Genomic DNA, 20,392 nt, shown 5'->3' with positions numbered 1-20,392 from the left:
TATCCTGCTTTTTTGAATGGAGGAAAAGGCATATGAGATTTCAATGGACGGTTTTAGTCGGTTTGTTATTTGCTGTGTTAATCGCATTGTTTGCTGTATTTAATGTAGAATCTGTACCGGTTAATTACTTCTTTGGAACGGAAATGATCCCACTTGTGCTCATTATCCTGGGGTCAGCATTACTTGGCGCGGTCATTAGTGGTTTCTTCGCTATTTATAAATCATATCGAAGTGGACGACGTGTGAAGGAGTTGGAAAAGCAGTTACAGGTGAAGGAAGAAGAGTTGACAGCGCAGCGTAGACAAATGCAAGAAATGGAAGAGCGCATCGATGCGTTGATGGAACCACCACTAGTTCAAGCGGAGATTATTCCACCGAAAGAGTTGTACTAAATAGGTCTTACCACAGCAGGTTGTGATGTGCGGCTTGCTGTGGTTTTTGTGTTGGTTTTTCTGAGGAGAAGAAGTGCGAGAATGTAACGTTGGTAGAGATCAATGCACGGGTTAGCTGAGCATGTGATTTGTTAGTGTGTAATAAGCTGCTTTAATCGTGGATTTTACAAGAGCTATTGGTTTTGCTCGTAATAAGAGTGAGGTGATTATTAACACCACTATACTTACAGCACCTTTCAACGTGGATAGCATAGGGTAGTTGATCGTAAGTGGAAGGCGGCGACTCCGAGAGGATTAGCGTGAGTTCGAGACCCTGGACTGAACGAAGTGAGGGAAGCGGCTCGGGCCACGCCCTCCGGAAAGCGTCCGCCTGGAATGTCGATCAACGGTGCTTTACTCCTTCTAGCCATATCGTTTCCTTTCAGTCTCCATCCACATTCGCTATAATAAGAACAGAGGATGTGAAAACATTGATACAATCCAAAAAAAGATGGCAAATTGATCGGCCAGACGAAGAACTCGTCAACCAGCTCGCGAAAGACTTGAACCTTTCCACTATGCTGACAAAAATACTCGTCGCACGCGGGATCACCACAAGCGAACAAGCAAACGCGTACTTGCACATGGACGAGTCCAACTTGCATGATCCATTTTTATTACACGACATGCAAACAGCCGTCGATCGCATCCGACATGCAATCGACACACAACAACAATTTACAATATTTGGAGATTATGACGCGGGTGCGACACGTTTCTAACTGAAAAGGTTAGACACTAGGGAGTCGATTAAAATCCCTAGGAGAACTGATTTCTTGATAGGTGGAATGATTGGGTAACGCCTTGAAACGCCTACTCTAATACTCCGACATGCCTTCTCAATGGTTAAATTGAAAGGTGTGAAGCTCGGTGAAGTCGGCAGAGAGATACCGTAAGTTAGGGAAAGCATAGCGAGTACCTGACACGAAAACTGTCCAGAGGTGGATGGTGTTTCCTATATGCCGGGAGTCCATAAAATATCTATGGTTAGAATGTGCTGCAGAAGCACTGACGAATCTCTGAATGTACGGGTCTAGACGTAGTTGTCACAGAAATGTGACAGGTGGCAGTGCCATCGTATGTGTGGGCGAGTAAAAATCTGGCGTTATGAAAACCCATAACTTGTTATAGGCAAGTTCAAGCATACAGGACTATAGGAGAAACCTAAGGATATATGTAAGGATAAAGAAATTGGAACGTGGAAAGCGATGGATGTGGAGGTATTAACCTACCTACGAAGCAGTTTGGTATATAAAGGGGCGACCTATTAAAACTGATTTACCATTCGTGAGAGTGGAGCCATAGTACCTTTGAAACCATGATAATAAGTGGTGGAGGAATAGGCTCTAGTCGGAAATTTCAAAGACTTATAAATGCATAACAGACACAGATTCGAGTATGACTAAAAGAATCACCACTTGAGAGAGGGGTTGATGTCTGTGGCAAATTCACAAATCGTTAAACATGTTAAAAAGTCCAAGCTCAGAAACGCAGAGTATTATCACATGCAAGATACATTTGACATGTTGCATGAACAAAGAAAAAATGACAGTTCTTTTAAAAACTTAATGTCCATGATTAGTTCAGTTGAAAACATTAAGTTGGCGTATCGAAATATCAAGAAAAATACAGGCAGCAAAACGGCTGGCGTAGATGGTCGAACAATCGATCATATTTCCGAGCTGACCGAGGAGCAATTTGTTGGTTTTGTTAGAAACAAACTGCGAGATTATAAACCGAAAGCAGTTAGACGAGTAGAAATACCAAAGCCAAATGGAAAAAGTAGACCATTAGGAATTCCCGCTATTTGGGATAGGATCGTCCAACAATGTATATTGCAAATTCTTGAACCCATAGTGGAAGCAAAATTCTCGGGGAGAAGTCATGGATTTAGACCGAACCGCTCAGTAGAGAATGCGATAGCTCAAAGTTATCGTCTTATGCAGAATTCAAAAATGTCATATGTAATTGATATAGACATTAAGGGATTCTTCGATAACGTGTCCCATGCCAAGTTGTTAAAACAAATGTGGGCAATGGGTATTCAAGATAAGAATTTACTCACTATTATTTCGAAAATGCTTAAAGCAAAAATCAAGTTGCCGGATGGTCGAATCATTGAGAATGGGAAAGGTACGCCACAAGGTGGCATCCTATCTCCATTATTATCTAATATTGTTCTGAATGAACTTGATCGTTGGATTGAAAGCCAGTGGGAGGATATTCCTACTCAAAAGGATTATCTGCAATACCATAAAAAGAAAAATAATCACGCTGATAAAGGTTACAAATACAGGATGCTCAGGAAATCCAAGCTGAAGGAATGTTATATTGTTCGATATGCAGATGATTTCAAAATCTTTTGCAGTAATCCTAATCACGCCAAAAGATTATTTATCGCAGTACAAAAATGGCTGAAAGAAAGACTTGGTTTAGAAATAAGCGAAGACAAATCAAAAATAGTGAATCTCAAAAAGGACTACTCAGAATTCCTAGGGTTTAAGATGAAGTTAATTCCAAAAGGTGAGAAATGGGTTGTGAAGAGTCATATGTGCGACAAAGCAGTTCAACGCACAAAGAAAAACTTGAAGCAAATCATAAACGGTATTCGATATGATAGCGGTGTTAACGACCAAGCAAGAAAAATAGCACTCTACAACTCGACTGTAATAGGACTTCATCAATATTTCCGTACCGCTACAATGATTTCCGAAGACATGGGGAACATTGCATACGAAGTGAATGCATGTATGAAAGACCATCGTATGAAAAGGCGAATTAAGAAAACAGGTGTGATAACATCTGATTTTATTAAGAAAGAATACGGGAAGAGCAAACAATTAAGATATATATCACGAGATCCGCTTCTTCCGATTGGATATATTAAACATAAGAATCCGATGATGAAGCGTAACACAGTAAATGCGTATACAAAAGAAGGCAGAGAAGAAATTCACAAAAATCTGGCGACTGTTGATATCAGTATACTTCGATTTCTGATGGAGCATCCAATTCCACAGCGAAGTATAGAGTACAACGATAATCGTATTGCATTATACTGTGCACAAAGAGGGAAATGCCATGTAACAGGGCAAATGTTAAACCCGATGACGATTCATTGCCATCACAAAGTACCACGGTTGCAAGGTGGTACTGACCAATATAACAACCTCTGTCTCGTTGATAAAGACATTCACATCTTAATACATGCAAAAGATGAAGAAATAATCTCAAAGTATAAAAAGTTACTAACCAACTCACAAAGCCTGAATAAAATAAATACGCTACGAAAGAAACTGGAACTACAGCAAGTAACACTCTAATTGGACGATTAGACATACCAACGAACAAGTGAATTCTGTTAAGTTATGTAGATTACCAAAGTTTTGAAATTTTTCGATAGAACGCCGTGTGAGGTGAAAGTCTCACGCACGGTGTGAAGTGGGGGAAAAGCCGGAGATAACTTTCAAAGGTTTACCTATCACTATATGGCGTAACAAGCGTCACCGTGCTAACGACCGCGCTCGAACGTCTTGGCGCGAAAGTGAACTTCGCGATTCCGAACCGTTTCGAACACGGCTACGGACCGAACAGCGACTATTTTGAACAACTACATACAGAAGGCACAGAAGTTCTGATCACAGTAGACAACGGAATCTCAGGCATCGAGCAAATCGCCTTCGCGAAGTCGCTTGGGATGACGGTCATCGTAACAGATCACCACGAAATGGGCGACGTATTACCCAAGGCAGACGCGGTCATTCACCCCCGACATCCAGAAGGCGATTATCCATTCGCAGAACTCGCAGGTGTAGGGGTGGCGTTCAAACTAGCCTCTGCTTTACTCGGAGAGCCGCCGCTTGACTTGCTGGAATTCGTCGCAATCGGCACGATCGCAGACTTGGTACCGCTAGAAGATGAAAATCGCTACATGGTCAAAGAAGGGATCCGCAGATTACGCCGCACGCAGCGTCCAGGCATTAAAGCATTGATGCAAGTGAGTGGTCATGAACAGAACGCTTTATCAGAAGAAACGATCGGCTTTACGATCGGACCTCGTCTAAACGCCCCGGGCCGACTGGGTGACGCAGATCCAGCGGTTGATTTATTAAAGTCAGAAGATGAGCAACAAGCGCTTGGAATTGCGGAAGAATTGAATGATTTGAATAAAGAACGGCAACAATTAGTGAAAGAAATTGCAAAAGAAGCGCAAGAGCAAGTGGAAATCCGTTATGGCGATCATGTGCCTCACGTGTTAGTCATAGAAGGTGAAGGTTGGAATCCGGGGGTCGTCGGGATCGTGTCATCGAGACTGACGGAGAAATACTATCGTCCATCCATCATCTTGTCGCTTGATCGAGAAACAGGAATGGCCAAAGGTTCTGCACGCAGCATTGAGGGCTTTGATTTGTATAAGGAACTATCGAAAAATGCATCGATCCTGCCACATTTCGGAGGGCATGCGATGGCTGCCGGGATGTCATTGAAAATAGAAGACGTTGAATTATTGCGTTCGAATTTGAATGAACAGGCGAAAGAAGTATTGACGAAAGAAGATTTGCAACCTATAGTATCCATCGATGTGCCATTGGCATTGGATGAAATAGATATTGCGTCGATCGAAGCGCTGGAAAAAATTCGACCGTTTGGTATGGGATTCCCGAAACCGGTTTTCTTATTAGAACAGCTCGATACGATCTCTGTTCGTAAAATCGGTTCAGCGAAAGATCATTTAAAGCTTGAAATGGGTGATCGTAGTGAACGTCTAGATGCGATATTTTTTGGAGCGGGAGCATTGGCGGACGAAATGGCACCGCAAAGTAAGCTTAGTTTGACAGGTGATCTGCAAATCAACGAGTGGAACGGTAACAAAAAAGCCCAATTACTTGTCGACGATGTAAAATGTGACGAGTGGCAGTTGTTCGATTACCGTGGAATTCGAGATCCCGCTAGATGGTTGCCAATGATTCCAGACCAAGCACAATTTATTGCGTTTAGTGAAGAAGCGATTCAACATTTTGCGCCGTTCTTTAAAAACATTCCAATCGCTTTGATTGGGCGCGACGAACTTCAACCGTCTTTTTCTATCGTATTACTCGATATGCCACCAGCTGAAGAACAGTTGAAGCAAGTAATGGAAAAGACGCTTGCTGGCCGAGTGTATCTACATCTGCATGTACATGATTCGATGTACTTCGAAAAGATGCCGGATCGTCAACAATTTGGTTGGTATTACAGTTTTTTGAAAAAACGTGAGACATTTGATCTGCATAATCAAATCGATATGCTTTCCAAACATAAAGGTTGGAAAAAAGATGTGATAAAATTCATGACAAAAGTGTTTTATGAACTAGAATTTGTTACACTAGAGAATGGTAAGGTGACGATGCTCACTTCTGCAGGTAAACGTGACTTGGCAGAAGCGCCATCCTATAAAAAACGCCAACAGCAGATCAAACTAGAAGAGTTGTTGCTTTATGCTCCGTATCAGGACTTAAAGAAAGTATTCGACTCTTTGCGCGAGACGGAAGCTGTTGAGGAGGAAAAATTGTGGACTTAAAAAAGTATGTAACGACTGTAGACGATTATCCGAAGCCGGGTGTCAGCTTTAAGGACATTACGACGATCATGGATAACGGGGAAGCATATAAATATGCGACAGACCAAATTGTCGAGTATGCGAAAGGATTAAACGTCGATATTATCGTAGGCCCAGAAGCACGCGGTTTCATCATCGGATGTCCTGTTGCTTACGCGCTTGAAATCGGTTTTGCACCGGTTCGTAAGCCTGGCAAGTTACCACGCGAAACGATTTCAGTCTTTTATGACCTGGAGTATGGACAAGATGAGTTAACGATTCACAAAGATGCTATCAAGCCTGGCCAACGTGTTCTCGTAGTTGATGATTTACTGGCAACTGGCGGTACAGTCGGTGCGACAGTCGAATTGATTGAGAAACTTGGTGGTGTAGTAGCTGGCTGTGCATTCTTGATCGAACTTTCGTACTTGAATGGTCGAAAAAAGCTGACGAATGAAAACATCAAGGCATTAATTACGTACTGATGGGGAATCCTCCGCTTAATGCGGAGGATTCTTGCTATATAGATAGAGGCTCTGGGTTTGATTCACTTTACATATAGGTGATATTATACATATACTACTAAAACTTATTATCTAAATATTTACGAAATAGGAAGAAAGGGGTAAGTCCATGGCGAAAAATCAAGACCTGACAGAACAAGATATATACGACCTGGTCGCCAAATATATGAACGAAGAACACGTTGAGTTTATTAAGCGGGCATATGTAATGGCTGAAAAGTCGCATGAAGGTCAGTTTAGGACTTCAGGTGAACCGTATATCAACCATCCGATTCAAGTAGCTGGTATTTTGGCGGGTCTTCAAATGGACCCAGAAACGGTTGCAGCCGGCTTCTTGCATGATGTAGTAGAGGATACGGAAATCAGTCGCGAAGATATTATCCGTGAATTCGGCGATGAAGTTGCGATGCTTGTGGACGGTGTGACGAAGCTCGATAAATTAAAATTTAGGTCCAACGAAGAAAAGCAAGCGGAAAACCACCGCAAAATGTTTATCGCGATGGCACAGGATATCCGTGTCATTTTAATTAAACTTGCAGACCGCCTGCATAATATGCGTACACTCAAGCATGTTCCAGCAGCGAAGCAACGCCGTGTATCGGAAGAAACATTAGAAATTTTCTCTCCACTCGCTCACCGTCTCGGAATTTCCACGATTAAATGGGAACTCGAAGATATCGCATTGCGTTATTCCAACCCCCAACAGTATTATCGTATCGTAAATCTCATGAAGCAAAAGCGGACAGAACGTGAACAATACTTGAAAGACGTCATGAATCAAATGCGTGTCGAACTGGATGAAATGGGGATCGCTGCAGAAATTCATGGCAGACCGAAGCACTTGTATTCTATTTATCAAAAGATGGTCATTCAGAAAAAAGAGTTCAATGAAATTTATGATCTACTGGCAGTTCGTATCGTCGTAAAAAGCATTAAAGATTGCTATGCGGCACTTGGAATTATCCATACATTGTGGAAGCCAATGCCCGGACGATTTAAAGATTATATCGCGATGCCTAAACAAAATTTGTATCAATCAATTCATACGACAGTTGTCGGACCTGCGGGAGATCCGCTCGAAGTACAAATTCGGACGGAAGAAATGCACCGAATTTCGGAATTTGGTGTGGCGGCACACTGGGCGTATAAAGAAGGTAAACAAGTCGCAAAGCTTTCTAGTGATATCGATTCGAAACTGACTTGGTTCCGTGAGATTTTGGAAATTCAAAATGAATCGTCCAATGCGCAAGAATTTATGGAGTCATTGAAGTTCGATTTATTTTCAGACATGGTCTATGTATTTACACCGGACGGGGATGTCATCGAATTACCACAAGGATCTGTACCGATCGACTTTGCCTATCGTGTGCATTCCGAAATTGGGAACCGGACGACCGGTGCTAAAGTGAATGGGAAAATCGTGCCGCTTGATTCGTCGTTATCTACTGGTGATATCGTCGAGATTCTGACGTCGAAACAGTCATTTGGTCCAAGCCGTGATTGGCTGAAATTAGCGCATACATCCCAGGCGAAAAATAAGATTCGCCAATATTTCAAGAAACAATTACGTGACGAGAACATCGACAAAGGTAGCGAGATGATTCAGAAGGAATTGAAAGAGGAAGAGTATGATATCAAGGAAGCGTTAAGTAAAGAAAATATGCAACGTACCATTGATAAATTCAGTTTCACTTCTGAAGAAGACCTCTACGCTGCAGTCGGTTCGGGTGGCATTACTGCGCAACAAGTAGTCAATCAACTAGCCGAGCGGATGCGCAAAGAACGCGCGAAAAAAGAAACGATTGATAAAATCGTCTCAGAAATTCAAACACCAAAGCCGGAGAAACAGACGGAATCAGGCGTAATCGTCAAAGACATCGACAATATGCTCATACGTATTTCGAAGTGCTGTAACCCGGTACCAGGCGATGACATCGTTGGATTTATTACACGAGGCCGCGGGGTTTCCGTTCACCGTACCGATTGTCCGAACGTATTGTCTGAACAAGGACAGCAAGAACGTATCATTGAAGTGCAATGGGCATTACAGGACGATCAAGTTCGTAAAGAATTCCAAGTCGATATTGAAATTTCCGCATTCGATCGACAAGGATTGCTGAATGAAGTGATGATGGTGGTAGCGGATATGAATACACCGATTATCGCAGTGAGTGGCAAAGCGGATAAAGATGATATCGCCCATATCCACATGTCAATCAAGATTCAAAACATTACACATCTACAACGCACTGTCGATAAAATCAAACAGATCAAAGATGTGTATTCCGTAGAACGGGTGATGAACTAAATAGGAGGTGTGAACATGCGAGTATTATTACAGCGTGCAAAAGACGCTTCCGTAACAGTAGGCGGAGAAATTACAGGTTCTATTTCAACTGGCTATGTGTTGCTTGTCGGCATCACACATGACGATACTGAACAAGATGCCAACTATATAGCCAATAAAGTCGCCGGCTTGCGTATCTATGAAGACGACGAAGGGAAATTGAATCGTTCAATTAAAGAAGTTGATGGTGCCATTCTTTCAGTTTCCCAGTTTACTTTGTATGGCAACGTACAAAAGGGGCGTCGTCCAAGCTTTATCGAGGCGGCGAAAACCGATGTAGCGGAACCGTTATGGGAATACTTCAATGAACAGCTACGCGGTCACGGACTTCACGTAGAGACAGGACAGTTCGGTGCGATGATGGACGTACAGTTGACGAATGATGGTCCTGTGACGTTGATGATTGAGTCTAGGTGAGTGAGGAATGCGGTTTATGAGCGGTTGCGGTGTTTGATAGAGCGCTTGTCGCGAGTCTATGAGCGGATTGCAGGTGCGATAGAGCGATTGCAACGTTTGATTGAGCGCTTATGAATGGAAATAGAGCGGATATACGTTTTGTATGAGCATTTGCGAACTATAACCATTACACATAAATCGTCAAACAAGTTGACAGTTTCCGCAGTTACGACTAACATAGATAGTAATCGAATTAATACATTTACCGATGATGTGGAAAATACCTTTACTTCAGGCTGGAAAGAGAACAGGGGACTTGGCTGAAATTCCCTGACAGTACCGTAAAGCGAATAACACCACGGAGGATTCATGCTGAAATTAGTAGGCGTGAACGGAACCGGCCGTTATCCGGATTCGAGTGGGCACTTTTGTGTCAATTTGGGTGGAACCGCGGAAGCTACAAGCTCTCGTCCCTGTTTTATTAGGGATGGGAGCTTTTTTGTGTTCTCAGAAAGTTCGCCCGTTATTAGATCATCGAAAGGAGTTTTACTAATGAATTTTAAAGTTCCCCGCGGTACGCAGGATATTCTACCTGATGTTTCTTGGAAGTGGCAGCGCGTTGAAAAGATCGCTCGTTCGATTTGTGATGTCTACAACTACAAGGAAATCCGCACACCGATTTTCGAACAAACGGAATTATTCCAGCGCACAGTCGGTGATACGACAGATATTGTGCAAAAAGAGATGTATACATTCACGGATCGAGGAGATCGCTCGATGACGTTGCGCCCAGAAGGTACAGCACCTGTCGTGCGTTCATTCGTCGAGCACAAGATGTTTGGCTATGCAGATCAGCCTGTGAAGCTATACTACACGGGGCCGATGTTCCGCTATGAACGTCAACAAGCTGGCCGTTACCGTCAATTCGTCCAATTCGGCGTAGAGGCAATCGGCAGTGATGATCCGGCTATCGATGCAGAGGTTATCGAGTTGGCAATGAACATCTATAAGAAAACGGGCTTGACGGATATCAAACTTGTACTGAATTCACTTGGCGACAAAGAATCACGTGACGCACACCGCGAAGCGCTAATTGCACACTTCAGCCCGAACATTGGCGAATTCTGCTCAGACTGTCAAAACCGTCTGGAGAAAAACCCATTGCGCATTCTGGATTGTAAAGTGGATAGAGAACATCCATTGATGAAAACAGCTCCATCACTTGCTGATTATCTCAATGAAGAATCAAGCGTGTACTTTGAGAAAGTGAAGAGCTATTTAGACATCGCAGGCATCGAGTACGAATACGATCCGAATCTTGTACGGGGACTGGATTACTACAACCACACGGCATTCGAGATCATGAGCACGTCTAAAGGCTTTGGCGCAATCACGACTCTATGTGGCGGCGGGCGTTACAACGGACTCGCTGAGGAAATAGGCGGCCCAGCAGCACCAGGCATCGGATTCGCCCTCAGCATCGAGCGACTTTTACTAGCACTTGAGGCAGAAGAAAAGTCCTTTACAGACGAACCTTCACTCGACGTCTACATCGTCACATTGGGCGACGTAGCACGAGAAAAAGGCTTCGAAATTCTTGGCAAGCTACGCGAGAATGGTTTACGCAGCGAGATGGACTATATGGACCGCAAGATGAAGGCCCAAATGAAGTCCGCCGACCGCTTGAAAGCGCACCACGTCATAGTCATCGGCGAAGACGAAGTGAACGAAAACGTCGTCCAGCTGAAGAACATGGCGGACGGCGAACAGAAAAAAGTATCGGTTGAAGAATTGATTGGGGAATTGAAGAAGTAAAACGTTAACAGGGAAATGTCATGGGGATTTCCGTTCCGGGCGGACGCTTTCCCATGGGCGTGGCTTGAGCCAAGCGAACAGCGAAGGGTTCGCTTTGCCGTATTTCTGTGTACTTTTCAGAAATTAAGGCATCTGTCCGGGGTCTCAAGGCGCACGCTGATCCATCGGGAGTCGCCGCCCTGCACTCCAATCCTAACTTTTAGAATAAGAGGTACTTGGTGACTGAACTTGAATTTGAACTCGATCTTGAATTTAAATGAAATAAGAAGCAATATAGTTAGTCGCTTATGAATTTCAGTGATGTCGCTAACTAATTATAGTATCCACTTAGGATTGGAGCGTAAGAGGGGCGACTCCCGGAGGATCAGCCCGACAGGTGAGACAACCAAAGGGAGCACAGCGACCTGGTTGGCTCACCGCGGGCCCTCGGGAAAGCGTCCCCTCTGAAGCGCAAATCCCATGCACAACACCAAATAACACTCTCTATTTTCATTCGAATTACAAAATACAAACTCAAACATCAGAAGGGTAGTGTAGCTACTATGCAACGCACACATTATTGTGGGAACTTATCAGAACTACAAATCGGAGAAGAAGTCACGCTCAAAGGCTGGGTGCAGAAGCGCCGTGATCTCGGTGGACTCATCTTCATCGATGTCCGCGACCGCGCAGGCATCGTCCAGACAGTCTTCAACCCGGACATCTCAAAAGAGGCACTTGAAATTGCTGAAACATTGCGTAATGAATACGTCATCGAAGTTACGGGTCTCGTCATCGAACGTGAAGAACGTACAAAGAATAAAAACATCGCGACAGGTGCTATTGAAGTGCAAGTGGTTGAAGTAAAAGTCATCAACGAAGCGAAAAACCCACCATTTACTATTGAAGACGAAACGGATGTAGGCGAAGAGACGCGTCTGAAGTACCGTTACTTAGACTTGCGTCGTCCTGAGCTTGCAAAAGTTTTCAAAATGCGTTCAGATATTACGAAAACAGTGCGTAACTTCTTGGATGATGAAGGATTCTTGGAAGTGGAAACACCGATTCTAACGAAATCGACTCCTGAAGGCGCACGCGATTACTTAGTGCCAAGCCGTGTTCACGAAGGTGAATTTTACGCATTGCCACAGTCACCGCAGTTGTTTAAGCAGTTATTGATGGTATCTGGTTTCGATCGCTATTACCAAATTGCTCGTTGTTTCCGCGATGAAGATTTACGTGCAGACCGTCAACCAGAATTCACGCAAATCGATATGGAAATGAGTTTCATGTCAATCGAAGAAATTTTGGAGCTTAACGAACGTCTGATCAAGAAAGTAATGAAAGACGTCAAACAAGTAGATGTAGAAACGCCGTTTAAACGCATTCCGTATGACGAAGCAATGGGTCGTTTCGGTTCAGACAAGCCGGACACTCGTTTCGGAATGGAATTGACGGACGTATCTGAGATTGTCAAAGACTCTTCATTCAAAGTGTTCGCTAGTGCAGTGGAAGCGGGCGGACAGGTGAAATTGATCAACGTTAAAGGTGCAGCGGATCAGTATTCTCGTAAAGATATCGATGCACTTGGCGAGTTTGCTAAAGTGTATGGTGCGAAAGGTATGGCGTGGTTAAAAGTGACGGAAGACGGCTTCAATGGCCCGATTGCAAAATTCTTTGATGGAGAAATTGGCGAAGCGTTGAAAGCAGCTGGTGGCGGAGAACCTGGAGATTTATTCTTATTCGGAGCAGATAAGAAGTCTGTAGTAGCCGATTCATTAGGCGCGCTACGTCTAAAGCTTGGAAAAGAATTAGATTTAATTGACCAGTCTCAGTATAACTTCCTGTGGGTTACGGATTGGCCGCTATTTGAGTACGATGAGGAAGATGGCCGTTATTATGCAGCACATCACCCATTCACTATGCCGGCTGACGTGGAAGAATTGAAAACGAGCCCGGAAACAGTAAAAGCACAAGCATACGATCTAGTATTGAACGGATATGAGCTAGGTGGCGGATCTTTGCGTATTTACCAACGTGATGTGCAAGAAGCCATGTTCAAAGCACTTGGATTTACAGAAGAACAAGCGCGCGAGCAATTTGGATTCTTGTTGGACGCGTTTGAATACGGGACACCTCCACACGGCGGAATTGCATTTGGTCTAGACCGTATCGTGATGTTGCTTGCGGGATCTACAAACTTGCGCGACACAATTGCGTTCCCTAAAACAGCTAGTGCAAGTGATCTATTGACAGAAGCACCTAGTTCTGTTGACGATGCACAGTTGAAAGAACTCGGGATAAAAGTAGTCGCTGAACTAGCAAAAAAGTGAGGAAACAACTATTTTTAAAGACTTTGTTCAAATAGATTGAATTATAAAAACGCGTATGATAAGATGAAGTTAGTAGAAATCCTGAAGTGTTCGTCATTTGTAAATTAGTTTTGACCCAACATCTTATCGTCGGGAGTTCAACGTTATAGCTTGGATGACATGCCTTTAATCGGGACGCCAAAAGAGTTATACAGGACACCCACCTGCTATTAGCGGGTTCAAAGCGATATTCAAAGACGGCACAGTCGGGATTTCACTTTCCTACAACAATTCACCTTCTTGCGTAAGCGAGAAGGTTTTTTAGTGTCTAAAATTCAGTTAGTTGCGCGAGTGCAGGTGACTGTTTTAGGATAGAGTGAATACAATTAATCATAAAGGATGCGGTATAGATGTTACATCAATTTTCGAGAAATGAATTATCGATTGGTACAGAAGGCGTGGAAAGAATGAAAGGCAAAACGGTGGCGATTTTAGGTGTCGGTGGCGTCGGTTCATTCGCAGCTGAAGCATGTGCGCGGACTGGGGTTGGGCGCATTATTTTAGTCGATAAAGACACAGTTGACATCACGAATATCAACCGCCAATTGGTCGCTTATTTATCAACGGTAGGACGTTCGAAATCTGCCGTCATGAAAGAACGAATTGCAGATATCAACGCAGAGTGTGAAGTGATCGATTTACATATGTTCTACACAGAAGAGACGTCTGAAGAATTTTTCTCATATAAGCCCGACTATGTAATTGATGCATCGGATACGATTAGCTATAAGATTCATTTGATCCAGCAATGTGTCAAACGTGGGATTAAAATAATCTCCAGCATGGGTGCTGCCAATAAAACAGATCCAACTCGCTTTAAGATTGCTGATATTTCAAAAACACATACAGATCCATTGGCGAAAGTGATGCGTCTTCGTTTGCGCAAGCTTGGTATTCCTAATGGCGTGCCTGTCGTGTTCTCTGATGAAAGCCCAATCGTTGTACGAGAAGACATCCTTGAAACAGTCGGTAATGCCGATGCATCGATACGAAAAGCACAAATGCCTCCAGCTTCCAATGCGTTTTGTCCGTCAGTCGCTGGTTTAATTCTCGCCAGTTGGGTATTAAATGATATAGTGGCGGATATTCCCGTAGAACGTGTCAATGATGCTAAATAAAGGAGAGGTTGAATATGAAAACGACTGAAATGATCATTAACGGAAAGCGACTCGGTGCGGATTTACCCCAAATTGAAGTGGTGAATCCTTCAACAGGTGAGACGATCGGTGCTGTACCTAAAGGCGGCAAAGCGGAAGCAAAGCAAGCGGTCGACGCAGCTTCTGCGGCGTTTTCGGACTGGGCCGCATTGTCGGCGTATGAACGCAGTGCGTATTTAATGAAATGGCATGCGTTAATTGAAAAAAATGAAGAAAGCGTAGCCGACACGATGACGACTGAGCAAGGGAAGCCATTAGCGGAAGCGCTTGGTGAAATGCGTTATTCAAATGGATACATCAGTTGGTTTGCGGAAGAAGGGAAACGAATTTACGGTGAAACCATTCCGGCTACGCAGTCCAATAAGCGAATGTTTGTACACAAGCAACCAGTCGGTGTCATTGCGTCGATTACGCCATGGAACTTCCCCGCGGCTATGATTGCACGTAAAATTGCGCCAGCACTTGCAGCAGGCTGTACAGTCGTCATGAAGCCGGCATCTCAGACTCCGCTCACTGCAATTCGTTTAATAGAGCTTGCACAAGAAGCGGGTATTCCCGACGGTGTACTGAACATTGTAACAGGCAGTGCGAGTGAAATTGCAGAGGCGTGGCAAGAAGACGGGCGTGTGCGTAAGCTGACGTTTACAGGATCTACTGAAATCGGTAAGACATTGATGAAAGGTGCAGCCGATACGATGAAGAAGATTTCATTGGAACTCGGTGGACAAGCACCAGCGATTGTTATGGCGGACGCGGATCTGGACAAAGCGGTAGATGGCGTCATCGCAGCGAAATTCCGTAATGCAGGACAAACTTGTGTGTGTGCGAACCGTATTTATGTTCATTCATCGATCGTGGAAAAATTCACGACACGCATTGCAGAGGAAACGAAGAAGTTGAAAGTTGGCGACGGTAAAGAAGAAGGCGTCGTGATAGGTCCGTTAATTGACCAAGATGCAATCGATAAAGTGCAAGAACATGTAGAAGATGCGAAATCCAAAGGTGCGACAGTCGTCACAGGTGGCGAACTCATCAATGGATTATTCTACCCACCGACTGTTTTGAAAGATGTAACGGACGATATGCTCTGTATGCAAGAAGAGACATTTGGCCCGGTATTGCCGATTGCGACGTTTGAGACACAAGAAGAAGCAATCGAGCGTGCGAATGATACTGTATTTGGACTCGCATCATACGTCTTCACGGAAAATATCACACGTGGTATTCAAATTTGTGAAGCATTGGAGTATGGTATCGTAGGTTTGAACGATGGCTTGCCGTCAGCACCACAAGCTCCGTTTGGTGGCTTTAAACAAAGCGGTCTTGGACGTGAAGGTGGTCATCAAGGTATGGATGAATATGTAGAAGTAAAATATATTTCATTAGGTTTATAATGCAAAAGGAAGCAAAAAGGGAGAGCGATACTCTTCCTTTTTGCTTCTTTTAGTTGGTTTGGAATTCGCGCAAAATGCTATTGCCATCAAGAACTTTAAAGTGTGCGGTCATCGTACGGTCTTGCACGCTGTCTGCCGCAACGCGGTGGCCAAACTCGGGAACATAGACGCGATCCAGTCCGAAATTCACGATATAATGATCATTTTGACGATACTCTCGCTCGGTCGTCTGCGCCAGCCAGCCCATTAAATAGACGCCTTCAGAGGGTTTTTTGTCGCTCAATGAAACCAATTCAGATACTCCGTCTTTTTGTTCCAATACGCCAAAAACTCGTGTCTGACCGAGTTCATCGGGTTTTTTTAATGCATTCACTAAACTAGGCGTCATACGCTCCTTTGGTACTTTTTCCACGTCGTAGCGCAGCATGACGTAATTTTCAGTTGCATCTTGCTCGGTAATCGTTTCCGATTGAAGATAGACATCCGCACCGTTTTGAATGGTTGTGAAATACGGGACCGTGAGGCTTGCTAAGATGAGCAGGGGAACTATGAAGAGTATGGATATACTGAATTTACTATGTTTGGGGCCCATGTCAGAGTCACCGCCTTTTCTGCAGTTTTCATAAAAAGTGTTCTTCTTATGTACAGATAGCATGTGCTGTTTATGAATGTTTTAGTAATTAAATACCCAATTTTTTTATGTTGAAAACCTTTCATAATTGGTGTGAATAGATTCATGTGAGGTGGGTATGGTCATTTTGTTATGTTAGAAGATAGTGCAAGGTAGGTTTTGAATGTCTGATCTGTTGATGCATAAGAATCAGCGCAGATTAGTGAAGTCTAAACATCATACTACTAGGTATATAACCACAAAAAAACTGCCGCAAGAAGTCGCGATGACTCTTGCGGCAGAACTTTTATTAAATTAACAACCCGAACAACGAACTGTCTTTGTTTACTTCTTTATAAGGGAAACCGTTCTTTTCCATACGTGCAATCAGGCCGTTATAATCTTCTTTGCGCTTAATCTCAATTCCGACAAGACCCGGACCGCTCTCTTTGTTATTTTTCTTCGTATACTCGAACATCGTAATATCATCATCCGGTCCAAGTACACCATCAAGGAACTGGCGTAGTGCACCTGCACGTTGTGGAAAGTCCACAAGGAAATAATACAGCAAGCCTTCGTAAATCATCGACTTCTCTTTGATTTCCTGCATTCTACCAATATCGTTGTTTCCACCACTGATCACGCAGACGACACATTTGCCTTTGATTTCATTTTTATAGAAATCGAGTGCAGCGATCGGAAGTGCACCTGCTGGCTCTGCGATGATCGCGTGTTCATTGTATAAGTCGAGAATGGCGGTACATACTTTACCTTCAGGAACGCTGACGATGTTTTCTAGATAGTTATTACAAATATCGTAATTCAGATCGCCTACGCACTTGACAGCCGCGCCATCGACGAATTTATCAATCGTTGCCAGAGGTACGACTTTTTGGGCGTCGATAGAAGCCTTCATACTTGCTGCACCTGCTGGCTCTGCGCCGATCATCTTCGTGTGCGGAGACAAGTTTTTGATGTATGTACTGATTCCGGACATCAAACCACCACCGCCGATACTGGCAAATACGTAATCAATCGGCTCTTCAATATCATTCATGATCTCGACAGCTACCGTTCCTTGACCCGCGATAATATCCTTATCATTGAATGGATGGATGAAAATACGCTGTTCTTTCTCCATCAAATCGAGCGCGCTCTCGAAACAATCATCGAAAGTATCTCCGACTAAAATAATTTCAATGCGATCACGTCCGAACATTTTCACCATGTTTACTTTTTGTTTAGGCGTAGTTTGAGGCATGAAGATCTTGCCGTCAATGTCTAGGTTTGCACAAGCGAAAGCTACACCTTGTGCATGGTTTCCTGCACTAGCGCAAACAATTCCTTTTTTACGTGCTTCTGTTTCAATGCGCTTCATCTTATAATAAGCACCGCGCAATTTAAAGGAACGAACATGCTGCAAATCTTCCCGCTTAATATACACATGACAGTCATACTTTTCCGATAGACGATCATTTTTCTGTAAAGGCGTATGCGCTACGATGTCTTTTAGCAGCTGGTTCGCGATTAAGATATCTTCTACTTGAACACGTGGAGTTTCCATTTTTTTCACCTTCATCACTTATCATCTAACCTCCGTTATTGAATCAACGTTTACTCATAATAACATGAAAAAAACCGAATGAACATACGAAAGTTCTAAATTGTATGTTTATTTCGTGAGTAATGACTATATTTAGAACACTCTGTAAATGTAAGCGGTTGCTTGGTTAGTTAAGGATTTAATAAATTGAGAAGATCAATCATTTAATTTATTTATGGAATAATACGTACATATTTTATTATCGGGCAATAGCATTATGAAGATAGTATGAAGATTCATTCATATAGATCTGTTTTCTGATTATACACAAATACATCGCGTTTAATTCGTAAACAGAAGGGAAAACTAATGAATGAAGAACTAACACACCAGAAAGGAAGCGTTTATTCATGCAGAAATGGGATAGTAGACCAGAAAAGCCGGATAATATGCAATGGACGGTGTTTGTCGTAACGCTAGTCATCATCGCGGCTGTAATAGTTTATGGTGTGATGATGTAAAGAGGAAAGAAATGGTATGTCGCGATATTGACATGCCATTTTTATTTCCACTTTTCTATTTCCTATATTCGTCGTGCTCTTTTGGATTCCATCGTAAAATAACAGGTTCCGTCTGAAAAGAGTGACAAGTCTGACGATACTGTTATATATTAGTCTTAATAAAAGTTGCTGTATCAGTACAGGGAATGACAACTAAATGAATGGAGGAATGTACGATGAAAAAGAACACTGAGCAAAAAAGACAAATGGTGGAAAAGGTTTGTATAGAATGTGGGAACCAGTTCAAAGAAAAACAAGAATCTATGATGTACGAATGTGAGCGTTGTGTCGGACGACATGAAGAATAATAAAAAATCCTATGTTCCCTCATACGGGGCATAGGATTTTTTGTTGAAGATGGAAGACTCTACTTATTAAGTAATACACCCGTGAGTCGCATTGGTTTCCATAACTAGTCACTACAGATGAAAAGTAAACTTTTACACTCGTATGACAGAACTTTGGGTGATTAATGTTTTAGAAAAACTGAGAGTGGTATAGAATGATAAGGTGTATTTAGTCTGTTGGAGAGGAGGATGTGTGTATGGCGTACATTGGTTTATTATTAATTGCAATCTCAGTATTGATTGTCGCCATCTACCTTTCATTGTTACTAACGAAGTCTTCGAACTTATTGCTAACCGTTATGGGAACAGTAAAAGGGGTAGAGGCAGAGCTCGATCAAAGCATAGAGCAATTATATGGAACTCTAAATGAGACTGAACAACTGGCGACAGATGTTCAAGTGAAACTCGCGGCAACGACACCTTTATTTTCTACGATTGAAAATATTGGACGATCCAGCCAGTACTTAAGTGAAGAAGTAAACAAACGGACAAAACAGTTTGAAGAGGATGGTTCTCTTCCAGGAACAGAAAAGTTTGTTCAAGCGATCCAATACGGAGAGTTTGGTGCCCAAGTTTACGATTCATGGCAACGCGGTAAGAAGAGCGTAAAAAATACGTAAAAGGAAATGAGGGTTGAGAATGGATCTCGTTGGAATTGGCGTCATACTAATCGGTATCGCCTTCGTCATTTTAGCTATCTATTTCGCTAAGGTATTACAACAAGTTGGAAATATTCTGCACGACGTCGATGAGACGGTAGGAGCGCTTCCGAAACAACTTGATGGCATTTTGGATGAAACCGGTAATTTAATTAAAAACAGTAATGAATCTTTAGCAGATATCAATACAAAAATTGAAAATCTGACTCCATTGTTCCAAGTAATCGGCGATCTTGGAGAATCTACACACCAGTTGTCTTCCTCATTAGTGGACGTGTCGTCGTCTGTTCAACAAAAAGGAGACCACACAGACACATCAGAGCAAAACAAGAAGCTAGGCAACATCTACGGTTCAGCTATGTTAGGTTATTACATCTTTAAGAAGCGTAAGCAATCCGTGAGCGCTGCTAAGGATCGTGCAGAACAGAGTGTTCCACAAAAAAAGTTACCAGCACCAGAAAATGCATCATTTTAAGTGCTGACAAAGACTGAAGATCAATCCCAATCGGGTTGAACTTCAGTCTTTTTTAGCATTAAGAGCGGTGGAGTGAGTACTAAATTTGTGAGTAAGGATAGTAAACTTATAACAAATGAATTTACGTATACGAAGTGAAATGGGAAAATTTTTAATCGAACTTCAGACTACATGCGATAATATTGGACGTTAACTACTAATAATC

16 protein-coding genes, 1 other RNA gene and 1 other annotated feature are annotated in these 20,392 nt (G+C 42.9%); of the genes, 15 read left to right on the top strand and 2 right to left on the bottom strand.

The features are described 5' to 3' along the window. The first annotated feature begins 32 nt into the window (after nucleotides 1-32). The 12 genes from SporoP17a_RS02070 to SporoP17a_RS02015 all read left to right on the top strand — a co-directional run bounded on the left by SporoP17a_RS02070 (nucleotide 33) and on the right by SporoP17a_RS02015 (nucleotide 15,993). On the top strand, nucleotides 33-392 hold the full coding sequence (locus SporoP17a_RS02070; protein ID WP_083031761.1) for a LapA family protein: 360 nt from the start codon (nucleotides 33-35) through the stop codon (nucleotides 390-392). 470 nt (nucleotides 393-862) lie between these two features. Next, nucleotides 863-1,153, top strand: coding sequence for a single-stranded DNA-binding protein (locus tag SporoP17a_RS02065; RefSeq protein WP_083031758.1), 291 nt, complete (start codon nucleotides 863-865; stop codon nucleotides 1,151-1,153). A 711-nt stretch (nucleotides 1,154-1,864) separates the two neighbouring features. After that, on the top strand, nucleotides 1,865-3,754 hold the full coding sequence (gene ltrA, locus SporoP17a_RS02060) for a group II intron reverse transcriptase/maturase (RefSeq protein ID WP_083031756.1): 1,890 nt from the start codon (nucleotides 1,865-1,867) through the stop codon (nucleotides 3,752-3,754). A gap of 185 nt (nucleotides 3,755-3,939) precedes the next feature. Then, nucleotides 3,940-5,991, top strand: coding sequence for a single-stranded-DNA-specific exonuclease RecJ (gene recJ / locus SporoP17a_RS02055; RefSeq protein WP_083031753.1), 2,052 nt, complete (start codon nucleotides 3,940-3,942; stop codon nucleotides 5,989-5,991). Then, complete coding sequence (locus tag SporoP17a_RS02050; protein ID WP_083031751.1) at nucleotides 5,982-6,494, top strand: adenine phosphoribosyltransferase; 513 nt, start codon at nucleotides 5,982-5,984, stop codon at nucleotides 6,492-6,494. Before recJ ends, SporoP17a_RS02050 begins: the two co-directional genes overlap by 10 nt. A gap of 148 nt (nucleotides 6,495-6,642) precedes the next feature. Continuing rightward, nucleotides 6,643-8,841 carry a RelA/SpoT family protein gene (locus SporoP17a_RS02045; protein ID WP_083031748.1) on the top strand — a complete coding sequence of 733 codons (2,199 nt, stop codon included), beginning with the start codon at nucleotides 6,643-6,645 and terminating at the stop codon, nucleotides 8,839-8,841. 15 nt (nucleotides 8,842-8,856) lie between these two features. Next, complete coding sequence (gene dtd, locus SporoP17a_RS02040) at nucleotides 8,857-9,297, top strand: D-aminoacyl-tRNA deacylase (protein WP_083031745.1); 441 nt, start codon at nucleotides 8,857-8,859, stop codon at nucleotides 9,295-9,297. Between the two features lie 238 nt (nucleotides 9,298-9,535). Then, nucleotides 9,536-9,754, top strand: a binding site (T-box leader). A 74-nt stretch (nucleotides 9,755-9,828) separates the two neighbouring features. Then, a complete protein-coding gene (gene hisS, locus SporoP17a_RS02035) occupies nucleotides 9,829-11,091 on the top strand; it encodes a histidine--tRNA ligase (RefSeq protein ID WP_083031742.1) in 1,263 nt (420 codons plus the stop codon). Between the two features lie 542 nt (nucleotides 11,092-11,633). Further along, a complete protein-coding gene (gene aspS / locus SporoP17a_RS02030; protein WP_083031738.1) occupies nucleotides 11,634-13,403 on the top strand; it encodes an aspartate--tRNA ligase in 1,770 nt (589 codons plus the stop codon). Nucleotides 13,404-13,478: 75 nt separating this feature from the next. After that, a non-coding RNA gene (gene ssrS, locus SporoP17a_RS02025) (6S RNA) lies at nucleotides 13,479-13,659 on the top strand. Between the two features lie 133 nt (nucleotides 13,660-13,792). Further along, the gene (locus tag SporoP17a_RS02020) at nucleotides 13,793-14,560 is read left to right on the top strand and encodes a tRNA threonylcarbamoyladenosine dehydratase (RefSeq protein ID WP_083031735.1); all 768 of its coding nucleotides are present in this window, start codon (nucleotides 13,793-13,795) and stop codon (nucleotides 14,558-14,560) included. Nucleotides 14,561-14,574: 14 nt separating this feature from the next. Beyond that, the gene (locus tag SporoP17a_RS02015; protein WP_083031732.1) at nucleotides 14,575-15,993 is read left to right on the top strand and encodes an NAD-dependent succinate-semialdehyde dehydrogenase; all 1,419 of its coding nucleotides are present in this window, start codon (nucleotides 14,575-14,577) and stop codon (nucleotides 15,991-15,993) included. A 49-nt stretch (nucleotides 15,994-16,042) separates the two neighbouring features. Here SporoP17a_RS02015 and SporoP17a_RS02010 read toward each other — a convergent pair whose 3' ends face one another. Continuing rightward, nucleotides 16,043-16,585: a GDYXXLXY domain-containing protein gene (locus tag SporoP17a_RS02010; protein WP_167693362.1), complete on the bottom strand. Its 543-nt coding sequence runs from the start codon at nucleotides 16,583-16,585 to the stop codon at nucleotides 16,043-16,045. A 328-nt stretch (nucleotides 16,586-16,913) separates the two neighbouring features. Further along, on the bottom strand, nucleotides 16,914-18,182 hold the full coding sequence (ilvA, locus tag SporoP17a_RS02005) for a threonine ammonia-lyase IlvA (protein WP_083035843.1): 1,269 nt from the start codon (nucleotides 18,180-18,182) through the stop codon (nucleotides 16,914-16,916). A gap of 700 nt (nucleotides 18,183-18,882) precedes the next feature. On the opposite strand from ilvA, the gene yhfH reads away from it, so the two are divergent. From yhfH to SporoP17a_RS01995, 3 genes are all read left to right on the top strand, one after another. Continuing rightward, a complete protein-coding gene (yhfH, locus tag SporoP17a_RS16670) occupies nucleotides 18,883-19,014 on the top strand; it encodes a protein YhfH (RefSeq protein ID WP_156890506.1) in 132 nt (43 codons plus the stop codon). Between the two features lie 236 nt (nucleotides 19,015-19,250). Continuing rightward, complete coding sequence (locus SporoP17a_RS02000) at nucleotides 19,251-19,673, top strand: DUF948 domain-containing protein (RefSeq protein WP_083031726.1); 423 nt, start codon at nucleotides 19,251-19,253, stop codon at nucleotides 19,671-19,673. A 19-nt stretch (nucleotides 19,674-19,692) separates the two neighbouring features. Continuing rightward, a complete protein-coding gene (locus SporoP17a_RS01995) occupies nucleotides 19,693-20,187 on the top strand; it encodes a DUF948 domain-containing protein (RefSeq protein WP_237262363.1) in 495 nt (164 codons plus the stop codon). The last annotated feature ends 205 nt before the right edge of the window (nucleotides 20,188-20,392 follow it).

The sequence above is a fragment of the Sporosarcina ureae genome, assembly GCF_002082015.1.
GTDB lineage: Bacteria > Bacillota > Bacilli > Bacillales_A > Planococcaceae > Sporosarcina > Sporosarcina ureae_A.
The sequence above is the reverse complement of the archived record's forward strand: the minus strand, read 5'-3'. Positions and strand labels throughout refer to the sequence as shown.